We start from the raw sequence: 18,083 nt of genomic DNA on the forward strand, positions 1-18,083 counted from the left end.
TTCTTTATTAACCTTTAATTTTCTCGATGAAAACTACTTTTAAATAGTCTCCTTCTTTAAATTGATCAATTGTACGGAAATCTTCTGGTAAAGAATGTTCTTCTAATATTTTATATTTACCGTTCATTTCTTTGAATGCCGTATCGATAAAGCTATTAAACTTTTTCATATCGAATGCGCTACAATTTGTAGAAGCAACGATAATACCGTTATTTTCTGTAATCGCAATTGTTTCTTTTAATAAGTTTTTATAATCTTTCGCCGCACTGAACGTATATTTTTTTGAGCGTGCAAAACTTGGAGGGTCAAGTACAACCATATCAAATTTCATCTTTTTCTTAGCAGCATATTTGAAATATAGAAATACATCTTCTACAATAATATCTTGTGCTTCGTAATCAATTTCATTTACACTAAACTGCTCGATCGTTTTACTTAAGCTACGATTTGCAAGGTCAACACTTGTTGTTTTACTTGCGCCACCAAGTGCTGCAAATACAGAGAAAGCTCCAGTATAAGAGAACATATTTAAAACTGTTCTTCCTTTTGCATATTTATCACGAATTTGTTTTCGAACGTTACGTTGATCTAAAAATACACCAACCATCGCCCCGTCATTTAAATATACAGCAAAGTTTACACCGTTTTCTTTTACGATAAGTGGGAACTCACCGCGCTCTCCTGTTACGAAATCATCACCTTCAATGTACTTTCCTTTCGTATCAAAACGTTTTTTCTCATAAATCCCTTTGAAGTTCGCTACTTTTTGAAGTGCTGCTACAATCTCATCACGGAAAGTATAAATCCCTTCACTATACCAACTAATTACGTAATAGCCGTCATAATAATCGATAATTAAGCCACCAAGACCGTCACCCTCACCGTTTACCACACGGAATGCTGTTGTATCATTTGATTTATAAAAATCTTTTCGTTTATGTAAAGCAGATTTTATTTTACTTTCAAAGAAATCCTGATTTATTTGCTCTTTCTCTTTTCTCGTTAAAATCCAGCCATACCCTTTATTTTGTTTTCCATAATAGCCTTTTCCGATAAATTGGTTCTTCTCATCTACTACGTTGATGATTGTTCCTTCTTCACGTACATCATTTAAATTTTGAATAGCATCTTTTAAAATAAGTGGATATCCACTTTTAATTTCTTTTATAAACTTCGGTTTTATTTTTATAGTTACTTCGGATCGCATGTAATGTCTTCCTTTCCATTTGAATGCTTTCTAATTAGTAGGAAGCAATGTAAAAAACGAGGCTGAAAAAAAGTCTCGTTTCACTATACCATATTATTGCTTTGCTCGTACAACTAGCTCATCTTCTCGCTTAATCGAAAAAAAACTTATATATTTTATCATTACCATTGACAATGATAATGATTTTCACTATCATTTAATGTATATGAAACGATGAAAATAATGATAGATTTATAGGAGGAATAAAGAAATGATTATTGTTACAAATACATCTAAAATTACGAAGGGTGACGCACATAAATTAATTGAGCGCTTTAATAAAGTAGGTAAAGTTGAAACGATGCCTGGTTTCTTAGGACTAGAAGTTCTTCTAACTGAAAATACAGTTGATTATGATGAAGTAACGATTAGCACTCGTTGGAATGCAAAAGAGGATTTCCAAGGTTGGACAAAGAGTACGGCCTTTAAAGATGCGCATTCACATCGTGGTGGATTACCAGATTTTATTATCGATAATAAAATCTCATTCTATGATGTTAAAATTGTTCGTATGCCAATTGCTGCGGCTCAATAACTTCGTTTTTAATAGTTGGTATAGAAGTATGAGAAGGAATACATCTTCTCTACTTCTATACCTTTTCTTTTTTCAACTTCTTTTCACCAACTTCGCATGCACGACTAGTCTGCCCGCCTCTGGATCTAGTGCATAATCACACGTTGAAAGTGTTAAAATTTGATCATCCGCTGTCACTTTTGTATCTGTTTTATAGAGTGACCTATCCTTAATTTTTTCTAGAAAAGATGCATAGTCTTCATCGCTTCCAAAATCCGTTTCAATATAATAGAAATCAGTTGTCGTTGTATATACTGAAAATACTTCTACATCATATCCTTCAAACAAAGTATCGTAGTACAATTTGCGATGAGACATGAAGAAATCTTCTTCTAATATTTTTTTAAGACTCCCAAACATAGAGCCGTCTTTCATACGATGTCCGTATAGAATCGTATTTCGATTTTGAGATTTTACATCGTTACGATGATCCATAAAAATACTGCCTGCCCTCATGTCCTCACCTTTATAATTACGGTATAAATAGTAATCGTTGTCTTTCGCTTGAACAATCGGATAATTAATTTGCGTATCATCCATCGTAATCCAGCCAACTATTTCTGGATTGATTTTTTGTAAGGCTTGAAACTGCGCACGTACTGCTCCATCTGATGATTTTTCTTCCATCGGACTCCTTTGATAAATATTTTGTGCTTCAGCCATTACTTTGCGATTTTCATAGTAATCCATGAACATCCCGCCTAATTCATACACGGAGTAGAAAAAGATACCTAAAAAAGCAACTGTAAGTATTCTTTGAAAAAAGGAATTCTTTTTCTTTTCTTTCTTGCCGCTCAAATTATCACCTCAAAACGGATTACCAAAGGGATTTAGTCGCCTATCAAATACCCATTGGCACCATATACAATCCTGTATCTTCATCGTGCTTTACAACAACGTCTACACCATATATCGTCTTGATCATATCTTCCGTTACGACTTCACCTGGCTTACCCTTCATCACAATTTCTCCATCTTTCATAACGATAATATGATCGCTATAACGGATTGCTTGATTAATGTCATGTAATACCATAACAATCGTTAAACCATGTACTTCATTTAACTCTTTCACTAACTCTAATATTTCAAGCTGATAGTAAATATCTAAATACGTCGTTGGTTCGTCTAAAAACAGCATGGGCGTATTTTGCGCTAAAGTCATCGCAATCCAAACACGTTGCCTTTCCCCACCAGATAATGCATGTATTGGCTTATCACGCTTATCTTGTAGTCTCGTACACGTCAATGCTCTTTCTATTGCTTCGCTATCCTCATCCGTTTGTGTAGAAAAAATATTTTTATATGGCATACGCCCAAAACTCGTCAATTTTTCAACTGTAATATCTGCTGGCGCCTCATTTTGCTGATGAACGACCGCTAGCTTTCTTGCAAACTCTTTCGGCTTATACTGGCTAATAGCTTTCCCATCTAGCATTACTTCTCCGCTACGGGGATTATGATTTCGCGACATAACACCTAGTAATGTTGATTTCCCACAACCATTTGGACCAATAATTGTTGTAATTTTTCCAACCTCTATCTCACTACTAACAGACTTTAAACGATCCGTTACATTATCATAAGAAAAGGTTACATTTTTAATTTCCATGAACTCGATCACTCTTTCTAAGCAAGAATATTAAGAACGGACCACCGATGACTGCCATAATCGTCGCCGCTGGAATTTCATTAGGCGGTACGATTAGCCTACCAATTGTGTCTGCAGTTAAAATTAATAACGCACCTGCAAGGGCTGAAAATGGAATAAGTACTTTATGATCTGATCCAACCAGTTGCCTTGAAATATGCGGGATAAGTAATCCAACGAAAGCGATAACACCCGCAATTGCAGTTGATACAGCTGCTAAAAGAACAGCAATGACAGAAATAATAAGGCGTACCCTCGTCACGTGAAGTCCAAGGTTTTTAGCCGTTTTATCTTGTAGAGATAATAAATTACACCACGCCCCTACAAACAGTGCAAGTATAAGGCCGATTGATCCATATGTAACAAGTACTTCCACATCGCCCCATGTCTTCATCGTTATATTAGATGTTGTCGTCTGCTTAATACTTTTAATGAAATATCCGCAAATCGTAACGAAAGATTCATTTAAACCAGTAAACATCGCATTTATCGCTATACCGATCAAAATGATACGCAGCGGACTTAAACCTGATTTCCAAGAAAACGCATAAACGAGATAACAAGCAAACGCACCGCCTAAAAACGCGAATAGTGGTGTCCAGAAAAAGAACTGAGGGAATAGCGTAATGATAACAAGCGTCATAAAACTGGCCCCTGAAGATATCCCGATAACCCCAGCATCCGCAAGTGGATTTTTCATAACTGCTTGGAAAAGCACACCAGAAACAGCAAGCGCCGCTCCAGTGAAAAGTGCAATAATGATGCGCGGGAAACGTAAATCTTTAATGACTTCAACATCTTCATTTGTCCCTGTAAATATACCTTGAAAAAGATCAATGACACCTATTTCTAAACTACCTTTCACAGCGGATACAGTAGTCATAATAACTAGTAATACTGTGACGATGAAGAAACTCCAAATTTTTTTATTCATCTCAATCTTCCTTTATCTATACATGCATCATGGATACATCATTTTCTTTAATTCATCTAAGGCTTCAATAGCTGCTAAATTCCCCGTCGTTCCAAATAAGCGCTCTTCTAAATCGTACACTCTATTATTTTTAACTGCGGCAAAATGCTTCCAAATGTCATTCGTTTTAAATTCCTTATCGAACATTTTCACAACTTCATCTGGCATACCATGCGCTGCACGTAAAATAATATCTGGATCAGCTTTTTTTAAGTACTCTGTATTAGAAGCTAAATATTCTACTTTCTCACCTTGTACTATATTTTTACCACCTAGTTGTTTTACTAAATCCCCGATATATGAGTGTTCTGTCGCTACTAAATAGCTTCCAGGCACTCCAAGTAAAATAAGGACTGTCGGTTCTTTCTTCCCTTTTACTTGTTTTTGAATGTCTACAACCTTTTTATCAAACTTTGTTACGACTGCTTCAGCCTGTTTCTCACGCCCATATTTTTTGCCCAACTCTGTAATTGAGTTTTGCATGTTTTTTAAACTCGTTAAATTTAAAAAGTTTGCCTTAATGCCCGCTTCATTAAAAACTGGCTTCAACTCATATTCAAGCGTCGTAACAGATAATACTTCTGACGGTTTCATTGATTTTACTTTTTCCATATCAGGACTCATCGGATTCCCAACTTCAGGTAAACCTTTATAGCGCTTTGGCAAAGTTTTAGAACTTGTAGGAATACCTGCTAAATCTACTTCTAATGCATCCATAATTTCAGTCACAGCAACTGTCGTTGCAATAACACGTTCCTTACTACTGCTCTTTACCTTTTTTGCCGTTTCTTTTTTGGGTGATGAGCACCCAGCTATACTAAATAAAAGAATGATAGCCATGAATACACTCGTGATTTTCTTCACTCTCAATCACCACTCCTTTCGGTACAATATGAAACGAGTCTTGATGCATGAAACCATGCATCAAGACTCCAAATTTTACAGTCTACCTGCTCTATATTTACGAACTAAGAAAGCAAGTGATCCTAGTAATAGCAACATATACATTCCAATCTGTGCTGTATCTGCTGTTTTTGAGTTCTTCTCTTTTTTCACATCATTCTTCGCATTTTCATTTTGCTTCTTACCGTCTGCATTTCGGTTAAAATCAGGATTACCGATTGTTTTTGCATTGTCTACTTTCGGTGTAATCACTGGATTTTTCGGATCATTCTTCGGATCGTTTTTCGGATCCTCTTTAATAGTTCCTACTGCACCAATATTATTTGTATCAAATTGAATTTGCACGTCGTAGAAATGATGATAGTTCATTGAATCAATATCTACTTTTACTTTCGCATTTAATTTCGCAAATAAATCATCAACCTCAAACTCTATCACTCTCGTATCTGCATTTTTATCTTCACTCACTACTTTTGCATCAACAAATGCACCAGCATTTTCTGTTTGGAACTTCGTAATCCACGCACTATTTTTCAGTGTCATCGCAACATATTTCTTACCATCTTTCACTGTTAATCTAGCTGGATTTACAACATATTGATTCATCATTGAAATCTCATCCGTTTTATCTTTTAACACTTTAAAAGCAACATCATATTGACCGTCTTTTAAATTTTTCGGATCGACTGTTATGTGTCCATTTGGGTTATTATTTCCGCCTTGATTATTGTTTCCATCTTGGTTGTTACTTCCACCTTGGTTATCGTTTCCGCCTTGATTATTGTTTCCATCTTGGTTATCGTTTCCGCCTGGAATGTTGTTTCCATCTTGATTACCTAAAGCTTTAATACTACCTTTATCAAATGCAAATTGAATATCATAGAAATGATGGTAGTTCATCGCATCAATATCCACTTTCACTTTTGCATTTAACTTTTTCGATAAGTCGTCTACTTCTACTTCCACTACTCTTGTATCTTGCTCTTTATTTGTACCTAATACTTTCGCATCGACAAACGAACTATTCTTTTCAAACTCAAACTTTGTAATCCATGAGCTATTCGTTAATGTGAAGGATACATATTTCTTACCATCTTTCACTTTTAATACGCCTGGACTCTTCGTATATGTGTTCATCATTGAAATTTCGTCTGTTTTATCTTTTAGCACTTTAAAACCGATACTGTATTCACCATCTTTAAGAGCATTTGGATCAATTGTTGTGTTATTGTCTTGGTTATTATTTCCACCTTGGTTATTGTTTCCGCCTTGGTTGTCATTTCCACCTTGGTTATTATTTCCGCCTTGGTTGTCATTTCCACCTTGATTATTGTTTCCACCTTGGTTATTGTTTCCACCCTGGTTATCGTTTCCACCTTGGTTATCTACTGGCTGAATGCTATCTTTATCAAATGCAAATTGAATGTCGTAGAAATGATGATAATTCATTGAATCAATATCCACTTTCACCTTTGCATCTAATTTTTTCGATAAATCATCAACTTCTACTTCCACTACTCTTGTATCAGCCTTCGTATCTGTATTTAATACATTTGCATCAACAAACGCACCATTTTTCTCAAACTCAAACTTTGTAATCCATGAGCTATTCGTTAATGTGAAGGATACATACTTCTTGCCATCTTTCACTTTCAATACGCCTGGGCTCTTCGTATATGTGTTCATCATTGAAATTTCTTCTGTTTTATCTTTTAACACTTTAAAACCGATACTGTATTCACCATCTTTAATTGTGTCAGCATCCGGTTGTTTATCTCCATCTGGTTGCTTGTCTCCGTCTGGTTGCTTATCTCCATCTGGCTGTTTCTCTTCATTTTTAATTGGTTCAAGTTTCTCTTGATCAAATACAAGTTGTACGTCATGAGTTTGCTTGTAACCTTGTGATGCCACCTCAATAAATACTTTTGTATTTATTTTTTTAGATAAATCATCCACTTCAAATTCTACGACTCTTGTACCTTTTTCTTTATCTTCACTCACTACTTTTGCATCAACAAATGCACCATCTTTTTCCGTTTGGAAATTTTTAATTAATGAGCTGCTTTTTAGCGTTACAACCGCTTTTTTCTTACCATTTTCTACTTTCAATACTCCTGGATTTTCCATGTAAGTATTCATTTTAGATTCTTCATCTGTTTTATCTTTTAACACTTTAAAGGGAATGCTGTACGCACCATCTTTAATTGTGTTAGAATTTGGTTGTTGATCTGAGTCAGGCTTTTGGTCGGGCTTCTGACTTGGATCCGGATTTTCATTTGGATCTGGCTTATTAGCTGGGTCCTCTTTTTCATCTGGTTTTTCTACATGAATTGGTGTAATGCTATTTTGGTCGAATGAAATACGAATGTCATAGTAATGATGATAATTAAAAGCATCAATATCAACTTTTACTTTCGCATTTAATATTTTCTCTACATCTTCTACATCAAATTCTACTACTCTTGTATCGCTCTCTGTATCTTCACTAACTACATTTACATCAACGAATTGACTACCTTTTTCTGTTTCAAACTTCGTAATCCATGAACTATGCGTTAACGTAAAGGATACTTTCTTTTTCCCATCCTTCACTTTCAAAGTCCCCGGGCTTATAGAATATTGATTCATCATTGATTCTTCATCTAATGTATCTTTCAAAACTTTGAAACCAATTGAATATTCACCGTCAGCTAAAGTTGTAGCTGCTTGAACTGCAAGTGGTTGTAGCGTTGATACGAATGTAAAAATCGTTAGAAACATTGCAACAACAATTTTTAAATACCTGTTCAATAGAATGACTCTCCTTTTTAAAATTTATTTACTTAACTTCACTTTACGAACTAAGAAAACACCTGAGATTAAAACTAACGCTGCAAATAATCCGATACGTGCTTCGTCGCCTGTTTTTGGATTATCTATTTTTTCAGCTTTTCCACTTTCATTTGTTTCTTTTTTTGTATCTTTATTTGTTTCTTTGTTATCTACTTTCGTTTTCTCTTCTTTTACTTGTGTATCTTTTTTAGTTTCATCATTATTTTTTGTTGCAGCAGCTGCATTGTTATCGCCGCCTACAGCTTTTACATTCGCATCAAACGCAAAGCGAACTGTGTAATGATGGTCGTAGTTTGCACTTGGTACAACAACATGAATTTTTACTCCTAACGGTTTAGATAAATCATCAACTTTAAATTCAACCGTTCTTTTATCTGCTGCTTCGTCTTTGCTAATTACTTTTGAATCAACGAAATTACCATTCTCTGGTGCTTTAAATTCTGTAATCCAAGCACTATGATTCATTGGAACTTGTACTCTCATCTCACCATTTTTTACAATTAACTTAGCTGGTTTTTCAAAATAATCATTTGCCATTGAAGCTGAATCATCTTCCGCCTTTTTGATAACGTAGTTAATATCGTAAGTACCATCAGCTAATTTTGCTGAGGCTTGTCCAGATGGTATTACGAGAAAAGCTAGCATACATACTAACGTTATAATAAATGCGGGTAATACTGAAAACTTTCTCATTTTGCTTACTTCCTCCTTGTTTATCTTTCGTTTTATAATTTGAAAATGATAATTATTCTCAATTTATAAGAAAAAAAATAATCTCTTCTACCTTTATTTCATTGTCATTACTTTATGTAATATAAGTATCGTTGATTATCATTCTCACTAAAGATCAAAAAATATAATATCCCTCTATATTCCCTATAAAAAGCACTCTAAAATAATTCAATCTCTTTACTGATTATCATTCTCAACAGACCACAAAAAAAATAAACTACCTAATTCTATTGTTCTATCACCTCTTCTTCCAAAAATGATATAGTCATAGAAAACCTCTTCCCCTGCTCCCCTCACTTCCCTTCCAATATTTCCACAACTAAGTCAATCTTAGCCTAATGCTAATTTTATTGTCAACTATATTACGTATAATTTTTTTAATATCTAAATTTTTTTATATACGGCTTTTTCTACAAAAAAAGAGGCTTCCTTTCATAGAAAGCCTCTTTTCTCTATTTTTCTACAGCAATTTCTTGCTTTTGAAACTTAGAAACTATATAACCAATTCCTATACCGATCATACCTGGAACTAACCAACCAATCCCTACGCTATATAATGGGATTTTATTTAAAATAGGTGTTAGTGCAGCAATTTGAAGATTCGCATTGTGCAATCCATCAAAGAAGCTAATCGCAAATGACCCTACAATACCACCTACATACATCGCTAACGGAAGACGAACGTAGTTTTCAACGAGTGATAATACGATCAGTACGATACCAATTGGGTAAATTGCAATTAAAATTGGCAATGCTAATGCATTTAACTGAGTTAAACCAAGATTCGCTACCATAAATGCTAATACACAAAAAATGAAAACGACTTTTTGATAAGAAAGCTTTGGTAATAACGAAGAGAAATATTCTCCACAAGCTGCAACAATACCTACAGAAGTCGTTAAACATGCTGCTGTAATTGCGATGCCAAGTAATAATGTTCCGTAATTACCAAATAAATGATTTACGGCGTTTGTTAAAATAATTCCTCCGTTTGCACCCATTCCAAGCGAAACACTAGAAGCTCCAAGGTAAGCAAGCGCTAAATAAACAAGAAGTAAACCAAGTGCTGCAATAAATCCTGCAAAGATTGTTACTTTCGCAATGCTGTTCTTATTTGTGATGCCTTTTGATTTTAAAGCATTGATGACTACATTTCCGAATACAAGTGCTGCAAGTCCATCTAAAGTTAAATATCCGTCGATAAAACCTTTAAAAAGAGGAGCACTATATGCTTCTGTCGGTGCACCAAATTCTCCAATTGGTGTAATAAGTGCTTTACCTACAATAATTGCAATAACAGCTAACAAAATTGGAGTTAACACTTTACCGATGCGTCCCACTAATTTCGATGGGTTTAAAGCTAAATAGAAAGTTACTGCAAAGTAAATAAGTGTAAAGATAACAAGTGGATATGATTGACCAGCTATTTCACTTGGTAAAAACGGTGCAACACTCATTTCGTAAGCAACTGTTCCTGTACGTGGAACACTTACGAATACGCCTAAACATAAATAAATTGCAGTGATAAAAACAAGTGCGAATACAGGATGTACACGTCCTGCTAATTCATTAATATCTCCCTTTAGAGCTATAACAATAACTCCTAATAAAGGCAGTCCTACACCTGTTACGATAAAGCCAAATAACGCGATCCATACATCTGTTCCAGCACCTTGTCCTAACGCTGGTGGAAAAATCATATTACCTGCACCGAAAAACAGTGCAAATAACATTAAGCTTATTGCAAACATCTCAGAAAACTTTAAAGATGATTTCATTTCTACTAACCTCCTAAATAATTATCTGATTAACAAAATATTCTGAATTAAATGCCGTCACATATCCTCTTTCAAGCATACTTCCCTATAAAAGAACGCAAAAAACACCCGTCCCTAACAAAGGGACGAGTGTTGAAATCGTGGTTCCACCCTTATTCTAATAAAATGAATTTATAACGAAATAAGCTCATTTTATAGCTCGTGTAAATTGATAACGGTTTTATCCGCCAAGAATTACAATGCATCACGCAGTTCACTCTTGAAGTTTAGAGGTGGTAAGTTTGTCTTTCCGTATTAGGAAGCTCACAGCCTAAGGCTTCCCTCTCTGAGAATCGTCAAAAACAACTCATGTCCTCATCATTACTTTTATAAAATATTTTGTCGAAACTTGTTGTTTTTTATTATATGGGCTATTTTCTAAAAAATCAATAGTTTTATTTTTTCTGACAAAAAAATATAGGGAGAAAACTTTTCTCCCTATAACTGCCCTATTAATATTTCTAATTCGTCAGCTGTAATGTTTCGCCATTTTCCAGATTCTAGTCCATTCAGCTCTATATTCATAATGCGTACTCGCTTTAGCTTTGTTACAGTAAACCCGAAAGCACGGCTCATTCTACGAATTTGCCTGTTCATCCCTTGTGTTAAAACGATGCGAAATGTTGATTGATCGACTCTCGTCACTTTACATGGCCTCGTCATACCATCTTTAATCTTTACACCGCTGGACATCTCATCAATAAACCAATCAGTAAAAGGCTTATCGACAGTGACAACATATTCTTTCTCGTGCTCATGATCACCGTGTAAAATTTGATTGGCAATCGTGCCATCATTCGTTAATAGAATAAGTCCTTCCGACGCTTTATCTAACCGTCCAACAGGAAAGATTCGCTCTGGGTAATTGATATAATCAATAATATTATCTTCAATATGATCGGCTGCTGTACAAGTAATTCCAACTGGTTTATGAAAGGCAATATACACCTTTTCTTTCTCTTCTTTTGCAATAACCTGTCCATCAATCGTTACAACATCACCATCGCTCACGAGTACACCGTGCGTACAAATTTCACCGTTAATAGCCACGCGTCCTGCTTTAATGAGACGATCTGTTTCACGTCTTGAGCAGGATTTTGCTTCGCTTATGTATTGGTTGATTTTCATGTTTTATTCCTTTTCTTATAGATTAAAAGCGTCAATCCATGGCAATATCATTATGCCAAGATTGACGCTCCTTTACTTCGCAAAAACAACTAAATAAATAACCCCAATTACCAAAAATATTCCGCAACAAGCTAACAATACTTTTGCAAGTTTGTCCATAAACATATAATGGTTTCCCCTTTTGTTTGGTTGTTTGCTATTTTAATTCAACAACTGTTACGCCTAGGCCTCCCTCGCCCATGTCACCGTAGCGGTAGTTTTTCACGCCGCGATGTTTCTTCAAGTAATCTTGTACACCTTGGCGAAGCGCTCCTGTTCCTTTACCGTGAATAATTGACACACGAGGATAGCTTGCAAGCTGTGCATCGTCTAAATATTTTTCAACGCGCATCATTGCATCTTCATAACGTTCACCGCGAAGGTCTAGCTCTAACGACACGTGATAATCTCTACCCTTCACACTTGCGACTGCTTTTTTCTCAGTTTGCTTCGGTGTATTAATGTATTCCATATTGGATTCTTTCACTTTCATCTTCAGAATACCAATTTGTACGCTCCACTCTGTATCACTTACTTTTTCAAGCAATTGACCTTTTTGACCGAACGTTAACACTTTTACTTCATCACCTGGTCGTAATTGTTGTTTCGGCGCTGTATTTTTCACATTTACTTTTTGTTTCTTCACAAGCTCTGGCGCTGCCCCTTCTAGACGGCTCTTCGCTTCAATAAGCTCATGGTCTTTCACATTTACAAGCTGCGCTTTACGCAATTGACGAAGTTCATGAATAATGCCTTCTGCTTCTTTCTTCGCAGCTTCGACTTTTTCTTCCCCTTCTTTTTGCGCTTTTAATAATTTTTCATCGCGCTCATCGTTAAATTCAATAATTTGACGCTGTAATTCACGATGAAGTTTTTCAGATTGCTTACGATGTTCTTCCGCTTCTTTTCGTTCGCGCTCTGCATTTTTTTGGCTTTCTTCTAGCTTTGCAATCATATTTTCGATTTTGTTCGTATCTGTACTAATATGGTTACGAGCGCGATCAATAACGCGATCAGACAAACCAAGACGCTTCGAAATTTCAAAGGCGTTACTACGTCCTGGTACACCGATTAATAATTTGTACGTTGGGCTTAATGTATTCACATCGAACTCAACGCTCGCATTAATAACTTGCTCACGATTGTATCCATATGCTTTTAATTCTGGGTAATGCGTCGTTGCAACAACGCGAGCACCACGGTTACATACTTCATCTAAAATAGAAATCGCTAGTGCAGCCCCTTCTTGCGGATCTGTCCCAGCACCTAATTCATCAAATAGGACTAAACTTTCAAAATCAGCTTTTTCTAAAATATCTACAATGTTTACCATATGAGAAGAGAATGTACTTAAATTTTGTTCAATCGATTGCTCATCACCGATATCAGCAAAGATGTTTTTAAATACACATATCTCTGATTCATCCATTACCGGAATATGAAGACCAGATTGCGCCATTAAGACACAAATACCGACTGTTTTAAGTGTAACTGTTTTACCACCTGTATTCGGTCCTGTAATAACGATTGTTGTAAAGTCTTTACCAAGCATAATGTTATTTGGCACGATAATTTCCGGATCAATAAGCGGATGGCGTGCTTGTTTTAAATCCATGTAGCGTTCATTATTTACGATTGGCTTCGTCGCTTTAATTCGCTTCGCATAAAGAGCTTTCGCAAAAATAAAATCAAGATTTGCAACTACTTCTACGTTTGATAGAACGATATCAGCTTCCACTGCTACTTCTTCCGTTAACATCATTAAAATGCGTTCTACTTCTTGTTTTTCTTTCACACGTGCTTCTTGAAGTGCGTTATTTAATTCCACGATTACTTGCGGTTCGATAAATAATGTTTGTCCAGAAGCGGATTGATCGTGAACAATACCACCATATACGCCGCGGTATTCTTGTTTTACCGGGATTACGTAGCGTTCGTTACGAATCGTTACAATTGCATCTGATAACATTTTTTGTGCGTTTGAAGAACGCGTCATGTTTTCTAATTTCTCACGAATACGGCTTTCCGCAGTACGAATTTGGTTACGAATACCACGCAATTTGTCACTTGCGCTATCGACTACTTCACCGCCGTCACCGATACAGTTTGTAATTTTCTTTTCTAAATCATATAAAGATACAATTTGCGCGACATGTCCTTCTAGAATTGGAAGCTCTACGCCATTCTCAGCCATGTCTTCAATAAATCGTTTCATCTGGCGGCTACCATACATCGTACTTGCGATTTCGATTAACTCATGCGGACTTAACATACTTCCAATTTTCGCACGCTTAACATTTGAGCGAATATCAGAAATCCCTCCAAGTGGTACATGTCCTTTTAAACGGATAACTTTCGCTGCCTCATCCGTTGTTTCTTGCAGTTCCACAATTTCTTCAAAATCTGTGCTTGGCACTAAATTCTTCACTTTATCACGACCAAGTGAAGATGCTGTATGTTCAAGTAATTGTTCTTTTACTTTATTGTATTCTAATACACGCAACGTTCTTTCTAACATGTTGCAGGTCCCCCTTGTGTTACTTATTACGTTTAATATAGTCTAATAAACGTTCAATATCCCATGTGTTAATCACGTTATCTTTTTGAATCCAACCTTTACGTGCTGCCGCTACACCTGTTTCCATATCTTCTAACATTTCAAGTGTATGAGCATCCGTATTAATCGCTACTTTCACACCAGCATCTTGTGCTTGTTTTAATAATTTCGCACTTAAATCTAGACGGTTTGGATTTGCATTTAATTCTAAAACTGTATTTGTTTCTTTTGCGAGCTGGATTAATAAATCTGTATCTACATCGTAACCCTCACGGCGCCCAAGAAGACGTCCTGTCGGATGGGCAATCATTGTCACATGTTTATTCTCAAGTGCAGTGCGAAGACGTTTCATAATCGTTTCACGGTCTTGTGAGAAGCTAGAGTGAATGGCTCCAATGACATAATCTAGTTCTGCTAATACTTCATCATCAAAATCAAGTGTCGCATCTGGTAAAATGTCCATTTCGATTCCGCGCAAAATTGTAATGTCTGGATACTTTTCATTCATACGTTCAATTTCTTTCGCTTGTTCACGAAGACGCTCTTTCGTTAAACCATTCGCTACTTTCAAGTATTGCGAGTGATCAGTAATTGCCATAAATTTATACCCACGAGCACGACATGCTTGTACCATTTCCTCAATTGAAAAAGCACCGTCACTCCACGTTGTATGCATATGTAAATCACCCTGTATATCAGAGAACTGAATTAAGTTCGGATACTCTTTAATTAATTCAATTTCTTTTCCATCTTCACGCACTTCTGGTGGGATGAATGGAAGACCGAAATGAGCGAAGAAATCCTCTTCCGTTTCAAATGTTTTCACTTCACCTGTTTCTAAGTTTTCTACACCGTACTCACTAATTTTCTCGCCTCTATCTTTCGCAATTTGGCGCATTTTTACGTTATGGTCTTTTGATCCTGTGAAATGGTGAAGAGTTGTAATAAATTCTTCTGGTTTTACTAAGCGGAAGTCAATTGAAATATCATATTCATATTGAAGACGAACAGATACTTTCGTATCTCCACTTGCAATCACTTCAATCATATTATCAAATTGTAGTAAATGTTCACGTACTACTGCTGGCTCTGTCGTTGCAATGATGAAATCTAAGTCCTTCACTGTCTCACGAACACGGCGTAAACTACCAGCACGTGAGAAACGGATTATTTCAGCAACATTCGACAATTTCTCCTCTATTTCCCCGGCAATAGGCAATACCATCGCAATTGGTAAACGCTCTGGACGAGAGCCTACTTGATCAATTGCTTCTAATATTTTCTCTTCTGTTTTCTTACCAAATCCAGCTAAAGCTTGTACTTTATTTTCTTCACAAACAGCTTTTAACGTTTCCATATCAACAACACCAAGTTCTTTGTATAACTTGGCCACCTTCTTACCACCAAGGCCTGGTAGTTTTAATAGTGGTAATAAACTGCTTGGCACTTCTTTTTCAAGTTCTTGTAGTACTTCAGATGTTCCCGATTCTATATATTCTTGAATAACTGCTGCCGTTCCTTTTCCGATACCTGGAATCTTTGTGAAATCTTCAATTTCAGAAAGACTACGGTCATCACTTTCTAGCGCTGCCGCCGCTTTACGGAATGCAGATATTTTAAATGGATTTGCGCCCTTTAGTTCCATAAACAGGCCGATTGTCTCTAGTAATTTGATAACTTGTTTTTTATTCACTTTCATCATTGCCCCGCCTTTCTTTCATAGAAAAAAACTTCTCTTTCCGAAAAAAGAGAAGTTACACTCTGCTACCTGTCTGCCATAGTTCCTTCACCTTTTCAGAAAGAATCGGTGTATCGTCTACAATTATTTTGCTAATTGATGATTTTTGTAATGGTGTTTGTATTTGTTCAATTGGAAGAATTGATCCAACAATAATTAAGACAAACAGAATGATATACACTTCTAAAAAGCCAAGAAGTGCCCCAGCAACCGCATTGACTTGCTTTAAAACTGGGATTTCTGCAAACATATTCAGTAAATTACCAAGTAGTGAAAGTGCGATTTTTGTAATAATAAATAATACGATAAACGCAATTGCTTGATAGAAGACACCCTCAATATTATTCGCATCTATCCATTCTGGAACAGAAACATTCTTATCAAATGGATACGGAATAATTTTCGCAAGTGCTGGCGCTAAATCTTTACAATACCAGTATGCAACGAGGTATGCGATAATAAAGCTTGTTAACTTTACAAGTTGCAAAATAAATCCTCTGCGTAAACCGAGGAAGAATCCCATAACAAGCAATAAAATGATAATAATATCAATCATGTTTATTCAATTCCTTTTTGTGTCATACTTTCTTTCAATTTCTCATGTTCTTCTTTTAATTTTATGTAATCGTGTATGACGTTTACCGCCGTCAATACCGCTAGTCTACTCGTATCAAGCGAAGGATTCTTGGCATTGAGTTCGCGCATTTTATCATCCACAATCGCTGCTACCATGCGGATATGACTTGTACTTTCATCGCCAACAACTGAATATTGTTGACCATATATTTCTACATTAATTCGACTTTTATTTCCCTTTTGTTGTGACAACTCACCGGCCTCCAATCACGTACAGAATCCTAAAGTTTATCATACCATGAACCATCATAATATGGAAACAGAAAGAACAATCCGATATGATAAAAATACCAACATAAAAAAGGAGCGACCATTTTGTCAAATTCTATCGTAATACAAACAAGTTCTACAGTAATTGAAGACATGAAACAACAATACAAACAAGCACTTAGCCCCAAAATTCCGCAAGGCGGTATCTTTATGGCAAAAGTTCAATCTTGCACAATTACAGCTTATAAATCAGGGAAAGTGATGTTTCAAGGTGGACGTGCTGAAGCAGAAGCTTCTCGTTGGCAAACCGTCTCTCAAACACCAAAATCAGCTGTAAAAAAATCGGTCAATTCACATCGTTATGCGCCGCCTGCTTCCATCGGCACAATGTCTATTTTAGGATCAGACGAAGTAGGTACTGGTGATTATTTCGGACCGATGACAGTAGTTGCTGTATATGTGGATGCGAAGCAAATTCCACTTTTAAAAGAACTCGGTGTAAAAGACTCCAAAAACTTAAATGATGCTCAAATTGCTGAGATTGCAAAACAACTCCTTCACGTTGTTCCTTACAGCTCCCTCGTTCTTCATAATGAAAAATATAACGAGCTATTCGATAAAGGAAACAACCAAGGTAAACTGAAGGCTTTACTGCATAATAAAGCCATCACAAACTTATTAGCAAAAATCGCGCCTACAACACCTGAGGGCATCTTAATCGACCAATTTACACAGCCTGATACATACTATAAATATTTAGCGAAACAAAAACAGGTACAGCGTGAAAATGTTTACTTCGCTACAAAAGGTGAAAGTGTCCATTTAGCAGTAGCCGCCGCTTCTATTTTAGCTCGTTACTCATTCGTAAAACAATTTGACGAACTAAGCAAAAAAGCTGGTATGCAACTTCCGAAAGGTGCAGGTAAACAAGTTGATATTGCCGCTGCTAAATTAATTCAAAAAGTCGGTAAAGAAAGACTACCTGAGTTTGTGAAAGTGCATTTTGCTAATACAGAGAAGGCGTTTCGGTTACTGAAAAAATAACTA

General features: G+C 36.0%; 15 protein-coding genes and 1 other annotated feature. Of the genes, 2 read left to right on the forward strand and 13 right to left on the reverse strand.

The features are described 5' to 3' along the window. Positions 1-7 precede the first annotated feature (7 nt). Complete coding sequence (locus MHB76_RS21530) at positions 8-1,207, reverse strand: class I SAM-dependent rRNA methyltransferase (RefSeq protein ID WP_078172729.1); 1,200 nt, start codon at positions 1,205-1,207, stop codon at positions 8-10. A gap of 250 nt (positions 1,208-1,457) precedes the next feature. On the opposite strand from MHB76_RS21530, the gene isdG reads away from it, so the two are divergent. Then, the gene (gene isdG / locus MHB76_RS21535) at positions 1,458-1,781 is read left to right on the forward strand and encodes a heme oxygenase (protein ID WP_002112144.1); all 324 of its coding nucleotides are present in this window, start codon (positions 1,458-1,460) and stop codon (positions 1,779-1,781) included. 72 nt (positions 1,782-1,853) lie between these two features. Here isdG and srtB read toward each other — a convergent pair whose 3' ends face one another. From srtB to zapA, 12 genes are all read right to left on the reverse strand, one after another. Next, complete coding sequence (srtB, locus tag MHB76_RS21540) at positions 1,854-2,618, reverse strand: class B sortase (protein WP_078172728.1); 765 nt, start codon at positions 2,616-2,618, stop codon at positions 1,854-1,856. Positions 2,619-2,661: 43 nt separating this feature from the next. Beyond that, a complete protein-coding gene (locus MHB76_RS21545; protein WP_078172727.1) occupies positions 2,662-3,432 on the reverse strand; it encodes an ABC transporter ATP-binding protein in 771 nt (256 codons plus the stop codon). Then, the gene (locus MHB76_RS21550; protein WP_016106299.1) at positions 3,422-4,405 is read right to left on the reverse strand and encodes a FecCD family ABC transporter permease; all 984 of its coding nucleotides are present in this window, start codon (positions 4,403-4,405) and stop codon (positions 3,422-3,424) included. The genes MHB76_RS21545 and MHB76_RS21550 overlap by 11 nt, the downstream gene beginning before the upstream one ends. Before the next feature lie 27 nt (positions 4,406-4,432). After that, positions 4,433-5,314, reverse strand: a complete 882-nt coding sequence (isdE, locus tag MHB76_RS21555) for a heme ABC transporter substrate-binding protein IsdE (RefSeq protein WP_078172726.1) — start codon at positions 5,312-5,314, stop codon at positions 4,433-4,435. A gap of 69 nt (positions 5,315-5,383) precedes the next feature. Beyond that, entirely contained in the window at positions 5,384-8,137 is a 2,754-nt protein-coding gene (locus tag MHB76_RS21560; RefSeq protein WP_078172725.1) for an NEAT domain-containing protein, read from the reverse strand. Between the two features lie 24 nt (positions 8,138-8,161). Next, positions 8,162-8,872, reverse strand: a complete 711-nt coding sequence (gene isdC, locus MHB76_RS21565) for a heme uptake protein IsdC (RefSeq protein WP_078172724.1) — start codon at positions 8,870-8,872, stop codon at positions 8,162-8,164. Between the two features lie 491 nt (positions 8,873-9,363). Continuing rightward, positions 9,364-10,689: a branched-chain amino acid transport system II carrier protein BrnQ6 gene (gene brnQ6, locus MHB76_RS21570; protein ID WP_002160287.1), complete on the reverse strand. Its 1,326-nt coding sequence runs from the start codon at positions 10,687-10,689 to the stop codon at positions 9,364-9,366. A gap of 118 nt (positions 10,690-10,807) precedes the next feature. Beyond that, positions 10,808-11,059 (reverse strand) — a binding site (T-box leader). 107 nt (positions 11,060-11,166) lie between these two features. Beyond that, complete coding sequence (locus tag MHB76_RS21575) at positions 11,167-11,856, reverse strand: 23S rRNA pseudouridine(2604) synthase RluF (RefSeq protein ID WP_078172723.1); 690 nt, start codon at positions 11,854-11,856, stop codon at positions 11,167-11,169. A gap of 196 nt (positions 11,857-12,052) precedes the next feature. Then, positions 12,053-14,413 (reverse strand): endonuclease MutS2, encoded by a 2,361-nt coding sequence (locus MHB76_RS21580; RefSeq protein WP_078172722.1) that lies wholly within the window; start codon positions 14,411-14,413, stop codon positions 12,053-12,055. A gap of 19 nt (positions 14,414-14,432) precedes the next feature. Further along, positions 14,433-16,151 carry a DNA polymerase/3'-5' exonuclease PolX gene (polX, locus tag MHB76_RS21585; protein WP_070129045.1) on the reverse strand — a complete coding sequence of 573 codons (1,719 nt, stop codon included), beginning with the start codon at positions 16,149-16,151 and terminating at the stop codon, positions 14,433-14,435. A 55-nt stretch (positions 16,152-16,206) separates the two neighbouring features. Beyond that, positions 16,207-16,746: a CvpA family protein gene (locus MHB76_RS21590; RefSeq protein ID WP_002015450.1), complete on the reverse strand. Its 540-nt coding sequence runs from the start codon at positions 16,744-16,746 to the stop codon at positions 16,207-16,209. A 2-nt stretch (positions 16,747-16,748) separates the two neighbouring features. Beyond that, the gene (gene zapA / locus MHB76_RS21595) at positions 16,749-17,018 is read right to left on the reverse strand and encodes a cell division protein ZapA (protein WP_002112165.1); all 270 of its coding nucleotides are present in this window, start codon (positions 17,016-17,018) and stop codon (positions 16,749-16,751) included. A 123-nt stretch (positions 17,019-17,141) separates the two neighbouring features. Here zapA and rnhC point away from each other — a divergent pair, with 123 nt between their 5' ends. After that, positions 17,142-18,080, forward strand: a complete 939-nt coding sequence (gene rnhC, locus MHB76_RS21600; RefSeq protein WP_002167597.1) for a ribonuclease HIII — start codon at positions 17,142-17,144, stop codon at positions 18,078-18,080. Positions 18,081-18,083 lie beyond the last annotated feature (3 nt).

It is taken from the genome of Bacillus sp. FSL M7-1345 (assembly GCF_038006985.1).
GTDB classification, from domain to species: Bacteria; Bacillota; Bacilli; order Bacillales; family Bacillaceae_G; genus Bacillus_A; species Bacillus_A cereus_U.